This window comes from Paraburkholderia sp. DHOC27 (genome assembly GCF_003429005.1).
In the GTDB taxonomy this organism is placed as follows: Bacteria; Pseudomonadota; Gammaproteobacteria; order Burkholderiales; family Burkholderiaceae; genus Paraburkholderia.
This window is the reverse complement of the sequence record NZ_QVQV01000006.1, coordinates 83,676-100,810: the sequence shown is the minus strand read 5'-3', so window position 1 is coordinate 100,810 and position 17,135 is coordinate 83,676. Positions and strand designations below refer to the sequence as shown.

Sequence of the window (17,135 nt, the reverse complement as noted above, 5' to 3'; positions counted from 1 at the left end):
CGCAAACCGTGGCGTCTCGTGCTTCGAAGACCTTCGCGCATGCAGCGCATCGCATGCCTCACGTCACGCGCGACGCCGCTCATTGTGCCTCGTCAGAATGCGCCGCGGCCCGACCATCTCTTGTGACAGCATTACGCAACGTTACGATGCCGCTCGCGCGGACTCCGTCGTTCTCCAAACAAAAAAGCCGCTCCAGAGAGCGGCTTCTACATCGGCGGTCACAGCGGCGCGCATGCGCCGCCATGCCGCTTACTTTGCGTTCGCGAGCGCCACAGCCGTGTCCAGCATGCGGTTCGAGAAGCCCCACTCGTTGTCGTACCAGCTCGACACCTTCACCAGACGACCCGAGACCTTGGTCAGCGTCGCGTCGAAGGTCGACGAAGCCGGGTTGTGGTTGAAGTCGATCGACACCAGCGGCGCCTTGTTGTAGCCGAGAATGCCCTTCAGCTCGCCTTCCGACGCTTCCTTCATGATCGCGTTGACTTCGTCTACCGTCGTGTCGCGCTTGGCGATGAACGACAGGTCGACGATCGACACGTTGATGGTCGGCACGCGAATCGCATAGCCGTCCAGCTTGCCGTTCAGTTCCGGCAGCACGAGGCCGACCGCCGAAGCAGCGCCCGTCTTCGTCGGGATCTGGCTGTGCGTAGCCGAGCGCGCGCGGCGCAGGTCTTCGTGATACACGTCCGTCAGAACCTGGTCGTTCGTGTACGCGTGGATCGTGGTCATCAGACCGTTTTCCAGACCGATCTTGTCGTTCAGCGGCTTGACGAGCGGTGCCAGGCAGTTGGTCGTGCACGATGCGTTCGAGATCACCGTGTCCGATGCCTTCAGCACGTTATGGTTCACGCCGTAGACGATCGTTGCATCCACATCCTTGCCGCCCGGTGCCGAGATGATGACCTTCTTCGCGCCACCCTTGATGTGCGCGCTGGCTTTTTCCTTGGTCGTGAAAAAGCCCGTGCATTCCATCACGACGTCGACGTTCAGTTCGGCCCACGGCAGTTCAGCCGGATTGCGGATAGCTAGCACGCGGATGCGGTCGCCGTTGACGACGAGGTAATCGCCATCCACCGACACTTCGCCAGGGAACTTGCCGTGTGCCGTGTCGTATTGCGTCAGGTGAGCATTGGTATTGGCATCACCCAGGTCGTTGATGGCAACGATCTGGATGTCGTGCTTCTTACCGTTTTCGTAGAAGGCGCGCAGCGTGTTGCGGCCGATCCGGCCGTAGCCGTTGATTGCGACGCGAATCGTCATGGTCTATCTCCTGATGGCTGAAAAAATACATCCATGTTTCTTCTGCTGGGCCGGACCCTGCCGGGCGTGGGGCGCACGCAGCAGGGTCGCATGACCCGTCAGTCCAGCGCGGCTTTGGCCGTCTCTACGACATGCTCGACGGTGAAGCCAAAATGTTTGAACAGCACGCCAGCCGGGGCCGATTCGCCGAACGTGTCGATACCCACCACGCCGCCTTCCAGACCCACGTACTTGCGCCAGAAATCCGTCACACCTGCTTCGATTGCAACGCGGCGCACGCCCTTCGGCAGCACGCGTTCGCGGTACTCCGCGTCTTGCTGGTCGAATACGTTGGTGGACGGCATCGACACCACGCGCGCGGCAATGCCTTCCTGCGCGAGCGGCTCGACCGCCTTCAACGCGAGTTCGACTTCCGAACCCGTCGCGATCAGGATGATCTTGCGAGCGACGATCTCGTCGTTCCAGTCGCGCAGCACGTAACCGCCCTTCGCGATGTTGGCGATCTGCGCGTCCGTGCGCTCCGAGAACAGCAGGTTCTGACGGCTGAAGATCAGCACCGACGGGCCATGATGCTCGACCGCCTGGGTCCACGACACCGCCGTTTCGACGGTATCAGCCGGACGCCACACCTGCAGATGCGGGATCAGACGCAGGCTCGCCACGTGTTCGATGGACTGGTGCGTCGGGCCGTCTTCGCCAAGGCCGATCGAATCGTGCGTGAACACGAAAATGGTGGGCGCCTTCATCAGCGCGGCCACGCGCAGCGCGTTGCGGCTGTAGTCGGAGAAGGTCAGGAACGTGCCGCCGAACACCTTGAAGCCGCCGTGCACCGCGATGCCGTTCATCGCCGCGCTCATGCCGAATTCGCGCACGCCGTAGTTGACGTAGTCGCCAGCAGCGCGGCCTTCCGCATTCACGCGCACCGGCTTGGCCGCTTTCCAGTTGGTGAGGTTCGAACCGGTCAGGTCAGCCGAGCCGCCGAGCAGTTCCGGCAACACGGTCGAGAGACCTTCAATGGCTTGCTGCGATGCCTTGCGGGTAGCGATGGTTTCAGCGCGCTCGTTAGCACCGGCGATGATGCCCTGCGACTTTTCCGGCCAGTCTGCCGGGAGTTGCTTGGCCATACGGCGCGTGAATTCAGCGGCTTCCTGCGGGTACTTGGCCTGATAGGCAGCGAACGCCTTGTTCCACTCGCCTTCGTTCTGCGCGCCGGCCTCTTTCGCGTCCCATGCGGCGTAGACTTCCGCCGGGATTTCGAACGGCGCCCACTTCCAGCCGAGCTTTTCACGCGCGCCGGCAATTTCCTTCTCGCCAAGCGGCGCACCGTGCGAATCGTGGCTGCCGGCCTTGGTCGGCGCGCCTTCGCCGATCACGGTCTTGCAGCAGATCAGCGTCGGCTTGTCCGACAGTTTGGCTTGCTTGATCGCGGCGTCCACGGCTTCCACGTCGTGGCCAATCACGTTCGGGACCACGTTCCAGCCGTAGGCCTCGAAGCGCTTCGGCGTGTCGTCGTGGAACCAGTTCACCACTTCGCCGTCGATCGAAATGCCGTTGTCGTCGTAGAACGCGATCAGCTTGTTCAGCTTCAGCACGCCCGCGAGCGAGCAGGCTTCGTGCGAGATGCCTTCCATCAGGCAACCGTCGCCCACGAACACGTACGTGTGGTGATCGACGATCTTCGCGTCCGGCTTGTTGAATTCAGTGGCGAGCAGCGACTCGGCGAGCGCCATGCCGACCGCATTGGCCAGGCCCTGACCCAGCGGGCCAGTCGTGGTCTCGACGCCCGGCGTGATGCCGTATTCCGGATGGCCCGGCGTCTTCGAATGCATTTGCCGGAAGTTCTTCAGCTCTTCCATGGGCAGGTTGTAGCCGGTCAGATGCAGCAGCGAGTACAGCAGCATCGAGCCGTGGCCGTTCGAGAGCACGAAGCGGTCGCGGTCAGCCCATTGCGGATTGTTCGGGTTGTGGCGCAGATGGCGCGACCACAGCGCGACGCCGATTTCAGCCATACCCATCGGCATGCCGGGGTGGCCGGAATTGGCTTGCTGAACAGCGTCCATAGCCAGCGCGCGGATCGCATTGGCCATCAGGGAGGTGGAGGCAGGAGACGAGGTCGTCATGTCGAGGTCCGGAGAACGAGTCCAAAAAGCGGGGCGCGGGCGGTGGTCCGGAAGCTCGGCGGCCCGTGGATCTGGCGCACGATGCGGCGCCTGATGACGCGAAACGGGCAGAGCAAACGGACAAGGCTGCAAAGCGGGTCATTCTAGCAGATGCTTGTTACCTGGCCGGCGCGATACCACACGGAAAGGCGGGGTTCCGGCCATATAATCCTGCCGTCCCAATTTCCGGTGCCCGCCCGTGCCTGCTGACCGCGCGCGCCCCTTGGCTGTTTCATGCCGCCGCATACGTGCCCATACGTGCCATATGGCTCCCCGCGGCAAGCGTCAGCGAACCCCCCGGCCTTGCCGCCGCGCTGACTCATGCCTAAGCGGACCAGCGCTTTGCCTGACCCGGGATCGACAAACTGCGCTACTACGACAGCGGCCCCCATGCCGGGCGATGCTCGGCATCTCGGGCCTTGCGCGATAAACTAAGTCAATTCTTAAAGCCTTCACGGTGACGCGGCGGCAGAATGTGCGGTTGGTCGGCGCTGTCGTCTTATGCGCCTACCGCCTGGCTGTGCTGCACTCGCCCCGCTGTCCTTAGATCCGGAGAACCCCATGACCGCCTTCCGCCCTGCCGGTGTGCCCTGGTTGACCCCTTATCTGACGGTACGCGACGCGCGTGCCGCGATTGCGTTCTTCGAGGCCGCCTTCGGCTTCCAGGTGCGTGACAGCGTCCAGGACGACGGCGTCGTCATGCATGTCGAGATGGTCTATCAGGGCCAACTGATTGTGATGTTCGCGCCGGAAGGCGCGTTCGGCTCGACCGCGAGGACGCCCAAGAGTGCGGGGGCAATTGCTCCGCAATCGTTTTATGTCTATGTCGACGATGTCGACGCGGTTTATGCGCGGGCGCTCGCCGCTGGTGCAAAATCGCTGAGCGAGCCGCAGGATCAGTTCTGGGGTGACCGTTTCGCCCAGGTTGAAGACCTGGACGGCTACCGCTGGGCGCTCGCTCGCCACCTTTCGTGAACCAATGAGTATTTTCCTGATGCCTCGCTTCTTCGTCGGTACTTCTCTTACCCCCGACGACATCATGCAGCTTCCCGATGACGTCACACGGCACATCCAGGTTCTGCGTCTGCAGCCAGGCGATTCAATCGTGCTTTTCAATGGCGATGGCGGCGAGTTCAGCGCAGAACTCGTCGAAGTCGAGCGCCGCTCGGCAAGCGTGCGGATTCGCGAATTCCGCGAAATCGAAGTGGAAGCGCCCTATCATCTGACGCTCGCACAAGGCATCGCCGGCGGCGACAAGATGGACTGGCTGATTGAGAAAGCGGTGGAGCTGGGCGTGTCGAGTTTCGTCCCGCTCACCACGACGCGCAGCGTGGTGCGGCTGTCGGGCGAGCGCGCTCAACGTCGGCATGCGCATTGGCAAGGTATCGTCCGTTCGTCGTGCGAACAATGTGGGCGCAACCGCCTGCCGGACGTGGCACCCGTGCGCGAGATCGCGACGTGGCTGGGCGCCCTGCCGCGCGAGGCCGAGCCCGGCGAGATGCGCCTGCTGCTGTCGCCGCGCGCCAGCATCAGCTTTACCGCGCTGCCGTCCTCTCCGCCGCCGGGGCGCGTCACGTTACTGATTGGACCTGAAGGCGGTTTTTCAGCCGCTGAAGAAGCCGCGGCCACCAGCCACGGATTTACCGCTGTCGGGCTTGGCCCGCGTGTGCTGCGCACCGAAACGGCGGGTATTGCCGTGCTGGCCGCGTTGGCGGCGCGCTGGGGCGCCTGGTAAGCACATCAAGGCGAGCGCATGACGCCGCCCGAAACCACTGGGTGACGCGCGGTGACGCAGTCGCAAAGTAAAAGGCCCGCCAGATGGCGGGCCTTTTACTTTCATGCTGACTTTTACTTCGCTGACCTATCTGCCGCGTTGATCAGGCAAACGAATAAAACACCCTGAACGCGACCTTGCGCTCGGCCCAATACTCAGCGGCCTCGCGGAACACGTCGAGCAGCGTTTCGCGCCCTTCCTTATCGAATTTCTGCGCTACCGGCAACGCTTCCAGCACGATCACGAAGCCAGGCTGATTGCCCGCCTTGGCAACCAGTTCCGTCAGGCAATCGTAAAGCGCGTCGTAGTTCTTGCCGAAGTGTTTCGGAAACAGAAAGGACGTCGCAATCGTCTCCATGACCTCCTGTCTCGACTGCGCATTTGCGCAATACGCATACAGGAAGTGCTGGCCAAGCTGGCTGGCTTCGTCGGCGAGATCCTGCACGCGAAACGCGCGGATCGACTGTACGATGTTTGGTCGTACGGTCTTGAAAAGACTCATAGGCCCCTCGTTCGATGAAAGCTCAATGCTTGCTTCGCTCTGAGTGTCCCGTCCGTCACCGGCGGCGCGCATCTGCATGACGCGCTGAAAGAGATTGCCGTCGCCGGCCGCGAACAGATCAGTCGCGACTCCGGAGTCGTGCGCGTAGATGTTGTCGCTCATGCCGTTCATCCCGATGTCATTCAACAATACGATTAAAACTGGTGTAGTGGTCGTCCGAGTAAAAGCAGTTGTCGGTTCGCTGCAGCGGACCCCCACAGACGATGCGACGCGCGCCGCGATTGCGGGAACGCGGCGTGGGAACGGTGTATTCGTGGTAAAAGCCGCGCCGATGCGGCGGTAGCAGCCGTTCGCGGTTGCCGAATACGATGCCGTCCTTCTCATACGGGTAAGGCCCGCCTGCGGCAATCAAGTTCAAAGTATTGACCGCTTCTCGTGGCAACTGCGCCACCGCGATGGTGCCCTGCACCTGATTGTCGCTATTGCCGGACGCCCAGAAGTCTCGCGCAAACGCGCCCGAAATCAGACCCGGCGCCCCGCACATACTGCCAAACGTAATGACGCTGAGAAGCACGCCATTGCGGAGCCACTTGCGCGCCATGTAGCACGGTTCCCGTTGTTAGATCACGAGTTTGACGACCATGAAAGACGTAAGGGTATCGCTAATGGCCCCCGGAATCAACGTTGCTTCGGCCAACGAACGGTCTGCTAGTCGCGGCAAAGCCCCGTCAGCACGGGCTTGACGACATTTGACAGATTATTTTAGCGTGCTCAGGATAAAATTAGCTCGACGGCAACGTTCGGAGTCATCCCGGGGTTTGTCCCCCCGCTCCGAATCTGTCTGGAGGTGGCGTGCCGTCTCTGTTGTTCTTGGTGGGATGCAATCCCCTGCAGTACCCACAGGCGTGCCCATTGCGGGCACGCCTTTTTTTGCCCGCACGCGTTCGTGCGGGCCATTTCTGTATCTAACGCTTAACGGGCGGCGATCACGTCCGCCACCAGCAGCGCCGTCATATTGACGATCCGGCGCACCGTCGCCGATGCGGTCAGCACGTGCACCGGCTTGGCCGCGCCCAGCAGGATCGGACCAATCGCGATGTTATTGCCGGCCGCCGTCTTCAGCAGGTTGTACGAGATGTTGGCGGCGTCGATATTCGGCATCACCAGCAGGTTCGCATCGCCTTCCAGCGTCGATTCCGGCAGCACTTCGCGGCGCAGGTTGTGGTCGAGTGCGACGTCGCCGTGCATTTCGCCGTCCACTTCCAGATCCGGCGCACGTTCGCGCAGGATCTCCAGCACTTCGCGCATCTTCACGGCAGAAGGCGCGTTGCTCGTGCCGAAGTTGGAATGCGACACCAGCGCGATTTTCGGCTCGATGCCGAAGCGGCGCACTTCCTCGGCCGCCATGATCGTGATCTCGGCGAGCTGCTGCGGCGTCGGATCCATGTTGACGTGCGTATCGACGAGGAAAATCTGCCGACCCGGCAACACCAGCCCGTTCATCGCCGCATACACGTTGCAGCCTTCTTTCTTGCCGATCACCTGGTCGATGAAGTGCAGATGGCGATGGGTCGTGCTGACCGTACCGCAGATCATGCCGTCCGCTTCGCCCTTCTTCACCAGCATCGAGCCGATCAGCGTGGTCCGGCGGCGCATTTCCAGCTTGGCCATCTGCTCGCTGATGCCCTTGCGGCCCATCAGCTTGTGATACGACTGCCAGAAGTCGCGGTAGCGCTCGTCGTGATCCGTATTGACGACCGTGTAGTCCTGTCCGTTGACGAGACGCAGGCCATAACGCGCAATGCGCTGCTCGATGACCGCCGGGCGGCCGATCAGGATCGGTTTGGCCAGCTTTTCATCGACGATGATCTGAATGGCGCGCAGCACTCGCTCTTCTTCACCCTCGGCAAACACGATGCGCTTCTTCTCCGGCTCGACGCCACGCGCGAGTTGGAAGATCGGCTTCATGGTCGTACCGCTGTGGTACACGAACTGCTGCAGATGCTGCTCGTACGCGTCCATGTCTTCGATCGGCCGCTCGGCCACGCCCGCAGCCATCGCCGCCTTTGCCACCGCCGGCGCGACCTTGACGATCAGGCGCGGATCGAACGGCTTCGGAATCAGATATTCCGGGCCAAACGAGAGATCCTGAATGCCGTACGCCGTGGCGACGATGTCGCTTTGCTCCTGGCGCGCGAGTTCGGCAATCGCATTGACCGCGGCAATTTCCATTTCCCGCGTGACCGTGGTCGCGCCCACATCCAGCGCGCCGCGGAACAGGAACGGGAACACCAAAACGTTGTTCACCTGATTCGGGTAATCGGTACGGCCCGTGCACAGCACCGCGTCCGGACGCACTTCCAGCGCCAGTTCCGGCAGAATTTCGGGAGTCGGGTTCGCGAGGGCCAGGATCAGCGGCCGCTCGGCCATCTGCTTGACCATGTCCTGCTTGAGCACGCCGCCAGCCGAGAGGCCGAGGAACACGTCCGCGCCGCCAATCGCCTCAGCCAGCGTGCGGGCGTCGGTTTCGCGGGCAAAGCGCTCCTTGTCCGGGTCCATCAGTTCGACGCGGCCCTTGTAGACCACGCCGGCCAGGTCGGTCACCAGAATATTTTCGAGCGGCAGACCCAGATCCACCAGCAGATCCAGACAAGCCAGCGCCGCCGCGCCCGCGCCGGAGGCCACCAGCTTGACCTCGCGGATGTCCTTGCCGACCACCTTCAGACCGTTGGTCACCGCCGCCGCCACGACGATCGCCGTGCCGTGCTGGTCATCGTGGAAAACCGGAATCTTCATGCGCTTGCGGCATTCGCGCTCGACGATAAAGCAGTCCGGTGCCTTGATGTCTTCCAGGTTGATGCCGCCGAAGGTCGGCTCCAGCGCGGCGATCACCTCGACCAGCTTGTGCGGATCGGACTCGTTCAACTCGATATCGAACACGTCGATGCCGGCGAACTTCTTGAACAGCACCGCCTTGCCTTCCATCACGGGCTTCGAGGCGAGCGGGCCGATATTGCCGAGCCCGAGCACGGCCGTGCCGTTGGTCACGACGCCCACGAGATTGCTTCGCGCGGTGAAACGGGCAGCATTGAGCGGGTTCTCGACGATTTCTTCGCACGCGAACGCAACGCCAGGCGAGTAGGCCAGCGCGAGGTCGCGCTGGTTGATCATCTGCTTGGTCGGCGCGATCGCGATCTTCCCGGGCGTGGGAAACTCGTGATAATCGAGAGCGGCTTCGCGGAGATTGGTTTTGACGGGAGTCGACATAAGGCGGGCTTGGAGTGCAGATTAGAATAGGTGTTCGACCGCATTGTAGCGCCAATCCCCGAGACGATTCCTCCAATCCGGGCACAGGTGCCGCGACCGGAATAAAGTGAAAGCGCCGGCCGCATTTCAAGACACTGAATGCGGCATCGCAGCAATATGACCTCGCAATGCACGCAGTTAGCCTCACAATCCGGCCACTTCCGAACACGGACTCCGCTTCATGCTCTCTGAGTTTTCGCTGATCGACCAGTTTTTCGCGCGCCGCGCCGCCAAGGCTCGCACCATTGCCAATGGCACGTTGGGTATTGGCGACGATTGCGCGCTGCTCGCACCGCTTCCCGGCGAGATGCTGGCCATTTCGACGGACATGCTGGTAGAAGGACGCCATTTCTTTCCGGACATCGACCCGCACGCGTTGGGTCACAAGGCGCTCGCCGTTAATCTGTCGGATCTCGCTGCGATGGGCGCTAAGCCCCAAGCCTTTACGCTCGCCTTCGCGCTTCCGCAGGCGAGCGAAACCTGGCTGTCCGGTTTTAGCGCGGGGCTTTTCGAACTCGCGGAACGCTTCGATTGCGCGTTGATTGGGGGCGATACCACCGCGGGGCCGCTCAACCTGTGCCTCACCGTGTTTGGCAGCGTGCCGCCCAAGGTCGCGCTCAGACGCGATGCGGCGAAGGACGGCGACGACATCTGGATCTCCGGCACCCTTGGCGACGCTCGTGCGGGATTGGGCGTCCTGCGCCGCGAGTGGACAGCCGATGCCACCGACACTGCGACATTTCGCCGCGCCCTGGAACGCCCGGAACCGCGCGTCGCGCTTGGCCTGGCGTTGCGCGGCATCGCGCATGCAGCGCTAGACCTGTCGGATGGACTCGCGGGCGATCTGCTGCACATCCTAGAACGCTCCGGCATGCACGCAATCGTGGATATCGAAGCCATTCCGCGCTCCGCCGCGCTACGTCGTCTGGACCCGCAAATCCAGCAACGCTGCACGCTGGCCGGCGGCGACGATTACGAGTTGTGCTTCACCGCGCCATCCACCGCCCGGGCTGCAGTTGAAGCAGCGGGCCGCGCGGTCGATATTCCGGTGACTCGCATCGGTACAATAGCTGCACGCCAATCGGCAACCGAGCGTCCCGCCATTAGCTGGCGCGACGCCGGCGGCAACCCGCTCAGCTTGAGCTTGCAGGGCTTCGACCACTTCCATGCAGACTGAACCTCCGCTCGGATCGAGCGACGACTTCGCCAGCGGCGCAACGCGCAGCGGCCTGCCGCCAGACGCTGCCAGGCCGGACACGCCCGAACCCAACGCGCCTGGACCGGACGCCCCCAGGCCGCAAGCCTCACGGCCGCGCCGCGCAACCGCGCAGTTCATGCTGTCGCATCCATTGCACCTGATCTCGCTGGGTTTCGGCAGTGGCCTGTCGCCGTTCGCCCCCGGCACCTTCGGCACCCTGTTCGCGTGGGCGTCCTTCGATGTGCTGAACCGCTATCTGACCGTGCTCGATTGGGCCGCGCTGATCGTGGTGGGCTTCCTCGCCGGTATTTCGATCAGCGCCTTCACGGCGAAGCGGCTGGGCACCGACGATCCATCGTCGGTCGTCTGGGACGAGATCGTCGCCTTCTGGCTGGTCCTGCTGATGGTGACGCCGGCCACCTTCACCGGCCAGGCGTGGGCCTTCGTGGTGTTCCGCTTCTTCGACATGGTGAAGCCACCGCCCATCCGTTACTTCGACCGCCGGCTGAAAGGTGGTTTTGGCATCATGTTCGACGACCTGGTCGCGGCGTTTTTCACCTTGCTGGTCATTGCGCTGTGGCGCATGAGTGTCTGACCGTCCACGCTTTCCGGATATTTGCATGCCTACCGATTCCGTCGTCCACCAACTCGCCATCCGCGTAAGCAACCGGCTGCGCGACGAGCGCCTGATGCTCGTGACCGCCGAGTCCTGCACGGGCGGCATGGTCGCCACCGCCATCACCGATATCTCGGGCAGCAGCGGCTGGTTCGAGCGCGGCTTCGTCACTTACTCCAACCAGGCCAAGTCCGAGATGATCGGCGTGCCGGCCGATCTGATCGACAAGTACGGCGCGGTCAGCGAACCCGTGGCCCGCGCGATGGCGGAAGGCGCGCTGCGCAATAGCCGCGCGCAGGTTTCCGTCTCCATTACCGGCGTGGCCGGCCCAGGTGGCGGCACGGAGAACAAGCCGGTTGGCATGGTGTCGTTTGGCTGGAGCAACCGGCTGCATACATCGGTGGAGACGGTCGTGTTCAAGGGCGATCGCGAGAAAATCCGCGTGCAGGCGGCGGCGCATGCGCTGCGCGGGGTGCTGGCGTTGCTCGACGAGCGTGAACGGTAAGCGTGAGCGCAGACTTTACGCGCTCACCTGGCGCGAACCTTAAGCGCCGCAAACCGGCACCTTGAATCCGTTTCCATCCCCGCCTAACATCCACTCTTTTCGACCCTTCCCGCCGTGGACAAAGACGACCTGATACGCCGCTTCGATCTGCAACCGCATCCGGAAGGCGGATATTTTCGTGAGACGTATCGCGCGGTCGAGGCAGTGACGCGTGTGGGAGCGGACGAACCACGCTCGGCCTCCACAGCGATCTACTACCTGCTGTGCGACGGCGCCCACTCCGCGTGGCATCGGATTCGTTCGGACGAAGTCTGGCACTTCTACGCCGGCGCACCGCTCGACGTACACGTGCTAGATCAGGCCGGCAAGCTGATCACGCATCGTCTGGGCAATCCGTTGAGCGATCCGGGCACGGTGTTTCAGGCGGTGGTGACGGCCGGGTTGTGGTTCGCGGCGGAGTGCGAAGACCCGGCCACGTTTGCGCTAGTGGGATGTACGGTCGCACCGGGATTCGAATTCAGCGAGTTTGAAGTCGCGGACGTGAGCGCGTTGCAAAGCGCGTACCCCGAGCACGCGGAGATCATTGCCAGGCTCGGCCCGGCGAACGAGATCCGCTAACCGGGCGGCGTACCCGGTCACATCGACACTCACCGGGTTACGCCAAACCACGCCAGATCACGCCAATCGCTCAAACCCACGCCAAAGCAAAGCCGGACCACACCAACGCGTGACCCTCACCGATACGCGTTGATCCGGTCGCGCGTTTCCTTCGCTGCCTGCGCGGCGGCCGCTCCGAAGTCCTCGCCCTTGCCCGCGTAGATGATGGCTCGCGACGAGTTGATCAGCATGCCCGTGCCTGCCGCCGTGCGACCCGCCTGCACGGTTGCTTCGACGTCGCCGCCCTGCGCGCCGATGCCCGGAATCAGCAGCGGCATGTCGCCGACAATCCCGCGCACCACTTTGATTTCCTTCGGAAACGTCGCGCCGACCACGAGTCCGAGTTGCCCGCTGGCGTTCCACTTTTCCGCCGCCAGTTGTGCCACCACCTGATACAGCGGACGCCCAGCGGTGTCGAGGAATTGCAGATCGGAGCCACCGGGGTTGGACGTGCGGCACAGCACAATCACGCCCTTGCCGGCGTGTTCGAGATACGGCTGGATCGAGTCGAAGCCCATGTATGGATTCACCGTCACGGCATCCGCGCGATAACGCTCGAACGCCTCGCGCGCATATTGTTCGGCGGTGCTGCCAATATCGCCGCGCTTCGCATCGAGAATCACCGGCACGCCGGGATGCTTCTCGTGGATGTGCGCAATCAATTGCTCGAGCTGGTCTTCCGCGCGATGCGCCGCGAAGTAGGCGATCTGCGGTTTGAAGGAGGACGCGAACGGCGCGGTCGCATCGACGATCGTGCGGCAAAAGTCGAAGATCGCGTCAGCGCGGCCCGCCAATGCGGCGGGGAATTTGCTGGGCTCGGGATCGAGGCCGACGCACAGCAGCGAGTCAGTGCGCTGCCATGCGTCGTTAAGTGTCTGAATGAAGGTGGACATGGTGGGTCTCGCAACGAGCCGATAAGAGGAGTGGCGCGTATTTTACCCGTCCTCGTCGCGAGACCGCGCCGCTCACTGCCGGCGCCGCGTCCCGCGCGCACCTGCCACCGCACGCAAACCGGTGCGCTCCACTTCGAAGCGGAACGACCGCGTCAGGCGCTCGCCGCGCGCCAGCATCGTCATGCCGTGCGAAGCCGCGCCGCCCGGCAGGTTCATCGCGTTGATGGGATGGTCCACCGGTTCGAAGCAGAAAAAGTCCTCACCCGGTGGCGTGTACAGCACGTAGTAATCCGTGTCCGCGGAGACGGTCAACGAGAGGCGCCGCTTCGGCCAGACCACCGCCGCCTGGCCACTCCACCCCGTGAAGGCGTGATTGACGATGGTGGACGGCAACGGATACGCCACACCGAATTGCCATGCCGGCGGCGCGGGCACGTGACGCAGCGGCAACCAGTCGTCGCCCTGCAGCCAGAGTCCTCCGGCAGCCGCAGATAGCTCGGTCTGTGCATCACGCACCAGAAACGGATGAATGCCGAGACCAAAAGGCAACGCGTCACGTCCGGTGTTTTCGATTTCCAGCGTGATGATGAGCGTCGCGCCGTCGAGCGTGTAGGTTTGCGCCGCACGGTACGCGTACGGTTTGCCGTCGCGGCGATCAAGGGTCAGGCGCACGTTTTCGCGGTCCGAGTCGGCAACCTCCCAATGCGCGAGCCAGCCATCGCCGTGGATGGGCAGCGGCTCTCCCGGACGATTGCGCGGCACCTCGATGCGCCGTTCGCCCACGCCGAAGTGACCGCCGCCAATCCGGTTCGAATACGGCAGCATGGAATAGCACGCCAGTTCGTTCGGATCCGTATTCGCGGCCACATGCCGGCAGCGTCGAAAGATCGGCACGAGTGCGCCGTCGCTGCGCCAGTCGAAACGCGTGATGCCGCCGCCCAGCGACGGTGCCACATCGAGCCGCAACTGCGTGTTGGCGAGCGTCACGCAGGCGAGGCCGCCCGTCGTGCCCTCGCCCACCGCGACCGCCGAGGTGCTCGGCCCCGCGAGCACCGGATTGGCTGCCGCCGCAAGCCGTGCACGGCGCGTCTGTGAAGGCTGGGAAGTAGAAGAAGGAGCAGCAGAAGAAGCGTTCGGAGAAGCTGGGGAACCAGCGGAACCAGGCGGAGAGGAAACGAGATTCGCAACTGTCATATCAGGCTCCATCGAGAGGCGTGAGACGTTGCCGTCATCGCTGACGGATCTTTATGCGGGCGCCGTGACGGGCCGCCTCTTTGTGTCCTTGAGCTTTTCGGGTCAGCCGCATGCTGCACGGACCGCGCTGCGGTCCGCTCTGCGGCCGTCATCCATCCTCCAAGCCGTGGCTGCACGTATAAACGTGCGCCTCCCAGAGAATATTCAATCCAACCGATTAGGGATGCTGCGGTTTTCCCTTGAATAGCGGCTCAGGCAAGCCCCGTTGTCCCGGCACCGCCACGAAAACGCCGCCGGCGTTGGCATCGGAGGCGAGCGCGGCCGCATCCAGATCGACCCGCGCACTGGTGATGTACAAGGTGCCCAGTTGCGCGCCGCCCAGTGCGACACAGCTCGGCTGTGCCGTGGGCACCGTCACGCGCGCCGTTTCTTCGCCGTTCGGCGCGTAACGCACCACGCGCGCACCGGCCCATTGCGCGTTCCACAAACCGCCGTCGCGATCCACGGTCGAGCCGTCGGGCTCGCCGGTCGCATCGGTGAGCGCCGTGAAAACGCGATCGTTCGTGATCGTGCCGTCGGCGCTGTAATCGCACATGCGAATCTCGCGGGTCGGCGAATCGCAGTAGTACATCGTCGCGCCATCGGGACTAAACGCGATGCTGTTCGAAATCGCGGGTGCGGGCAACGGCAACCGTTCGAGCGACAGATCATGATTCAGACGGTAGAAACCGCCTACCGCGCGCAGGGGCGAACCCTCGTCTTTAGTGCCGAACACGAAACGCCCTTGCCGGTCGCAACGCCCGTCGTTCAGACGCGTATTCAGGTCCGGTTCGACCTCGACAATGCGCTGGGTTTCGCCCGTCGCCAGATCGAAAAACGCCAGATGCGTGGCGAGTCCCAGCAAGAGAAAATGCGGGTCTTCACACAGCGCAAAAGTCGTGAGCCGCTCCGGCATGCGCCACGAAGTATGGCTGCCGTCGCTCGGGTCGTAGCGCCACAGGCGCGCACCTTCGATATCGGTCCAGTAGAAGCGGCCGCTGCGCGCGCACCAGGTGGCGCCCTCGCCCAGCTTGCATTTGCTGTCGATCAACAGTGCTGCACGGATCGGATTGCTCACGCCCAACCTCCGTCGACGATAACGTCCTGCGCTGTGATCATGCGGCTGTCGTCAGCGGCGAGGAACAGCGCCATGCGCGCCAGGTCGTGCGGCATCAGTTCGGCGTCGATGCACTGACCCTCCTTGATCGCCCGGCGTCCGGCGTCATCCAGCCACAGCCGTTTTTGCTTCTCGGTCATGACCCAGCCCGGTGCCAGCGTGTTCACGCGGATATTGAAGCGCCCAAGGTCGCGCGCGAGACCGCGTGTGAGTCCCTGCACCGCTGATTTCGACATCAGATACACCGGATAGCCGCCGTTCTTGAGCATCCAGCTAATCGAACCCAGGTTGATGATGGAGCCGCGCCCCGCGGCTTTCATGTCGTCCATCACGGCCTGCGCGACGAACAGTTGATGGCGCACGTTGACGGCGATACCCGCGTCGAACGACGCAGGGGTCACGTCTTCGATTTTTTCGCGGCGGTCGTTGGCCGCGTTATTGACGAGAATTTCGATCGGCCCGAGCGCGGCCTTGACGTTGGCCACGGCCTTGCGCAGCGCGTCGATGTCGGTCAGGTCGCAGTGCAGGAAGAGCGGCTTGTGACGCGCATCGCCAAGTTGATCGGCCAGCGCCTCGCCGGAACTCACGTCGAGATCGAAGAAGGCGACCCGTGCGCCTTGCGCGACGAAGTGTTCGACGAACGACGCGCCGATTCCCGTCGCACCACCCGTGATGAGCACCGTCCGGTCTACGAGACTGGGATAACGCGCGTACAGGTTATCCGCCTCACTGACATTGGCATTGGCTGGAGACGACATCGTTCGATTCCTCGGATTATTAAGTGCCCCCAGGCTTTTTGCTTCGCGCGGCCGCCGGGGGCACATGACCCGGCAGCCGCGCGACCCTGCTGCGACCTGCGTGTCGCGACCTGCTTAATCGCGCGAACCGCGGTTCTTCAACTGATCCAGCAGCACAGCGGCGAGCAGGATCGCACCGCGCACGAGGTACTGGTAGAACGCGTCGATGTTCAGCAGGTTCATCACGTTCTCAACCGTGCCCATGATCAGCACGCCGATCACGACGCCCGAAATCGTCGCACGGCCGCCGAGCAGCGAGACACCGCCCAGCACGCACGCGGAGATCACGTTCAGTTCGAAGCCTTCCGCGGCGTTCGGCTGCCCGGACGTGATACGCGAGGCCAGAATCACACCGGCCAGCGCCGTGACCGCGCCCTGCACCAGGAAGATGTACACACGCGTGCGCTCGACGTTGATACCGGCAAGACGCGACGCTTCCGGATTGCCGCCGATGGCCAGCGTATTGCGGCCATACACGGTCTGGTTCAGCATCACGCCGAACACGATGAAGCACAAGAGCGTCACCCAGATCGGCAGCGAGACGCCGAACATGGACAGGCCGCCGAGCGCGATGAACGTATCCGAAGAGACGCCCACGGCCTGACCGTGCGACACGATGAAGCCGAGACCACGCACGATTTCCATCGTAGCCAGGGTCGTGATCAGCGCATTGATGCGCAGATACGCGATCACCGCGCCGTTGATGAAACCGATCGCCGAACCGGCCGCGACCGCCGCGATGATCGCGATGAACGTGTTGCCCGTGGCGTTGAGCACCATCGCGCACAACACGCCGGAGAAGGCGATCGTGGAACCCACGGACAAGTCGAAGTCACGTGAGGCGAGACAGAACATCATCGTGCAGGCGACCATGCCGATCTGCGAGATCGACAGGGCCAGACCCAGCATGTTTTCGATCGAGAAAAAGTGATCGACCGTCAGGGACATCGTGATGAACATGATCGCGAAGATCACGATCAGGCTGTAGTCCGTGACCTGTTGCCACCACTTCTGCTTGTCGTTGCTCTGCGGAATCAGCGCATCGGCGGCGCTCTTGGCGGCCTGTTGCGCGAGGTTTTCTCTGGCTTGCATTTGAATACTCCTCCCGTTTTCGTCAC

General features: G+C 63.1%; 16 protein-coding genes. 6 read left to right on the top strand and 10 right to left on the bottom strand.

Features of this window, described 5'->3' with window-relative positions; translation table 11 throughout:
* Nucleotides 1-249 precede the first annotated feature (249 nt).
* A complete protein-coding gene (gene gap / locus D0B32_RS19160; RefSeq protein ID WP_117335875.1) occupies nucleotides 250-1,260 on the bottom strand; it encodes a type I glyceraldehyde-3-phosphate dehydrogenase in 1,011 nt (336 codons plus the stop codon).
* Nucleotides 1,261-1,358: 98 nt separating this feature from the next.
* Nucleotides 1,359-3,380, bottom strand: coding sequence for a transketolase (gene tkt, locus D0B32_RS19155; protein WP_117335874.1), 2,022 nt, complete (start codon nucleotides 3,378-3,380; stop codon nucleotides 1,359-1,361).
* A 600-nt stretch (nucleotides 3,381-3,980) separates the two neighbouring features.
* On the opposite strand from tkt, the gene D0B32_RS19150 reads away from it, so the two are divergent.
* Together D0B32_RS19150 and D0B32_RS19145 are read left to right on the top strand one after the other, a co-directional pair.
* Entirely contained in the window at nucleotides 3,981-4,394 is a 414-nt protein-coding gene (locus D0B32_RS19150; RefSeq protein ID WP_117335873.1) for a glyoxalase/bleomycin resistance/extradiol dioxygenase family protein, read from the top strand.
* Nucleotides 4,395-4,413: 19 nt separating this feature from the next.
* Nucleotides 4,414-5,154: a 16S rRNA (uracil(1498)-N(3))-methyltransferase gene (locus D0B32_RS19145; RefSeq protein ID WP_117335872.1), complete on the top strand. Its 741-nt coding sequence runs from the start codon at nucleotides 4,414-4,416 to the stop codon at nucleotides 5,152-5,154.
* 142 nt (nucleotides 5,155-5,296) lie between these two features.
* On the opposite strand, the gene D0B32_RS19140 is transcribed toward D0B32_RS19145, so the two are convergent.
* From D0B32_RS19140 to D0B32_RS19130, 3 genes are all read right to left on the bottom strand, one after another.
* Nucleotides 5,297-5,866 carry a barstar family protein gene (locus D0B32_RS19140; protein ID WP_259295050.1) on the bottom strand — a complete coding sequence of 190 codons (570 nt, stop codon included), beginning with the start codon at nucleotides 5,864-5,866 and terminating at the stop codon, nucleotides 5,297-5,299.
* Nucleotides 5,867-5,873: 7 nt separating this feature from the next.
* Nucleotides 5,874-6,296: a ribonuclease gene (locus tag D0B32_RS19135; RefSeq protein ID WP_117335871.1), complete on the bottom strand. Its 423-nt coding sequence runs from the start codon at nucleotides 6,294-6,296 to the stop codon at nucleotides 5,874-5,876.
* Between the two features lie 371 nt (nucleotides 6,297-6,667).
* On the bottom strand, nucleotides 6,668-8,962 hold the full coding sequence (locus tag D0B32_RS19130) for an NADP-dependent malic enzyme (RefSeq protein WP_117335870.1): 2,295 nt from the start codon (nucleotides 8,960-8,962) through the stop codon (nucleotides 6,668-6,670).
* A gap of 220 nt (nucleotides 8,963-9,182) precedes the next feature.
* Here D0B32_RS19130 and thiL point away from each other — a divergent pair, with 220 nt between their 5' ends.
* From thiL to D0B32_RS19110, 4 genes are all read left to right on the top strand, one after another.
* Nucleotides 9,183-10,178 carry a thiamine-phosphate kinase gene (gene thiL / locus D0B32_RS19125; protein ID WP_117335869.1) on the top strand — a complete coding sequence of 332 codons (996 nt, stop codon included), beginning with the start codon at nucleotides 9,183-9,185 and terminating at the stop codon, nucleotides 10,176-10,178.
* Nucleotides 10,168-10,794 carry a phosphatidylglycerophosphatase A gene (locus tag D0B32_RS19120; protein WP_181969848.1) on the top strand — a complete coding sequence of 209 codons (627 nt, stop codon included), beginning with the start codon at nucleotides 10,168-10,170 and terminating at the stop codon, nucleotides 10,792-10,794. The genes thiL and D0B32_RS19120 overlap by 11 nt, the downstream gene beginning before the upstream one ends.
* Before the next feature lie 25 nt (nucleotides 10,795-10,819).
* The gene (locus D0B32_RS19115; RefSeq protein WP_117335868.1) at nucleotides 10,820-11,320 is read left to right on the top strand and encodes a CinA family protein; all 501 of its coding nucleotides are present in this window, start codon (nucleotides 10,820-10,822) and stop codon (nucleotides 11,318-11,320) included.
* 114 nt (nucleotides 11,321-11,434) lie between these two features.
* The gene (locus D0B32_RS19110) at nucleotides 11,435-11,938 is read left to right on the top strand and encodes a cupin domain-containing protein (RefSeq protein WP_117335867.1); all 504 of its coding nucleotides are present in this window, start codon (nucleotides 11,435-11,437) and stop codon (nucleotides 11,936-11,938) included.
* A gap of 116 nt (nucleotides 11,939-12,054) precedes the next feature.
* On the opposite strand, the gene pyrF is transcribed toward D0B32_RS19110, so the two are convergent.
* The 5 genes from pyrF to araH form a co-directional block, all read right to left on the bottom strand.
* The gene (pyrF, locus tag D0B32_RS19105; RefSeq protein WP_117335866.1) at nucleotides 12,055-12,870 is read right to left on the bottom strand and encodes an orotidine-5'-phosphate decarboxylase; all 816 of its coding nucleotides are present in this window, start codon (nucleotides 12,868-12,870) and stop codon (nucleotides 12,055-12,057) included.
* 72 nt (nucleotides 12,871-12,942) lie between these two features.
* Complete coding sequence (locus tag D0B32_RS19100) at nucleotides 12,943-14,064, bottom strand: aldose 1-epimerase (protein ID WP_117335865.1); 1,122 nt, start codon at nucleotides 14,062-14,064, stop codon at nucleotides 12,943-12,945.
* Nucleotides 14,065-14,281: 217 nt separating this feature from the next.
* The gene (locus tag D0B32_RS19095; RefSeq protein ID WP_117335864.1) at nucleotides 14,282-15,181 is read right to left on the bottom strand and encodes an SMP-30/gluconolactonase/LRE family protein; all 900 of its coding nucleotides are present in this window, start codon (nucleotides 15,179-15,181) and stop codon (nucleotides 14,282-14,284) included.
* Nucleotides 15,178-15,978, bottom strand: coding sequence for an SDR family NAD(P)-dependent oxidoreductase (locus D0B32_RS19090; RefSeq protein WP_117335863.1), 801 nt, complete (start codon nucleotides 15,976-15,978; stop codon nucleotides 15,178-15,180). Before D0B32_RS19090 ends, D0B32_RS19095 begins: the two co-directional genes overlap by 4 nt.
* Before the next feature lie 114 nt (nucleotides 15,979-16,092).
* A complete protein-coding gene (araH, locus tag D0B32_RS19085; protein ID WP_117335862.1) occupies nucleotides 16,093-17,109 on the bottom strand; it encodes an L-arabinose ABC transporter permease AraH in 1,017 nt (338 codons plus the stop codon).
* Between the last annotated feature and the right edge of the window lie 26 nt (nucleotides 17,110-17,135).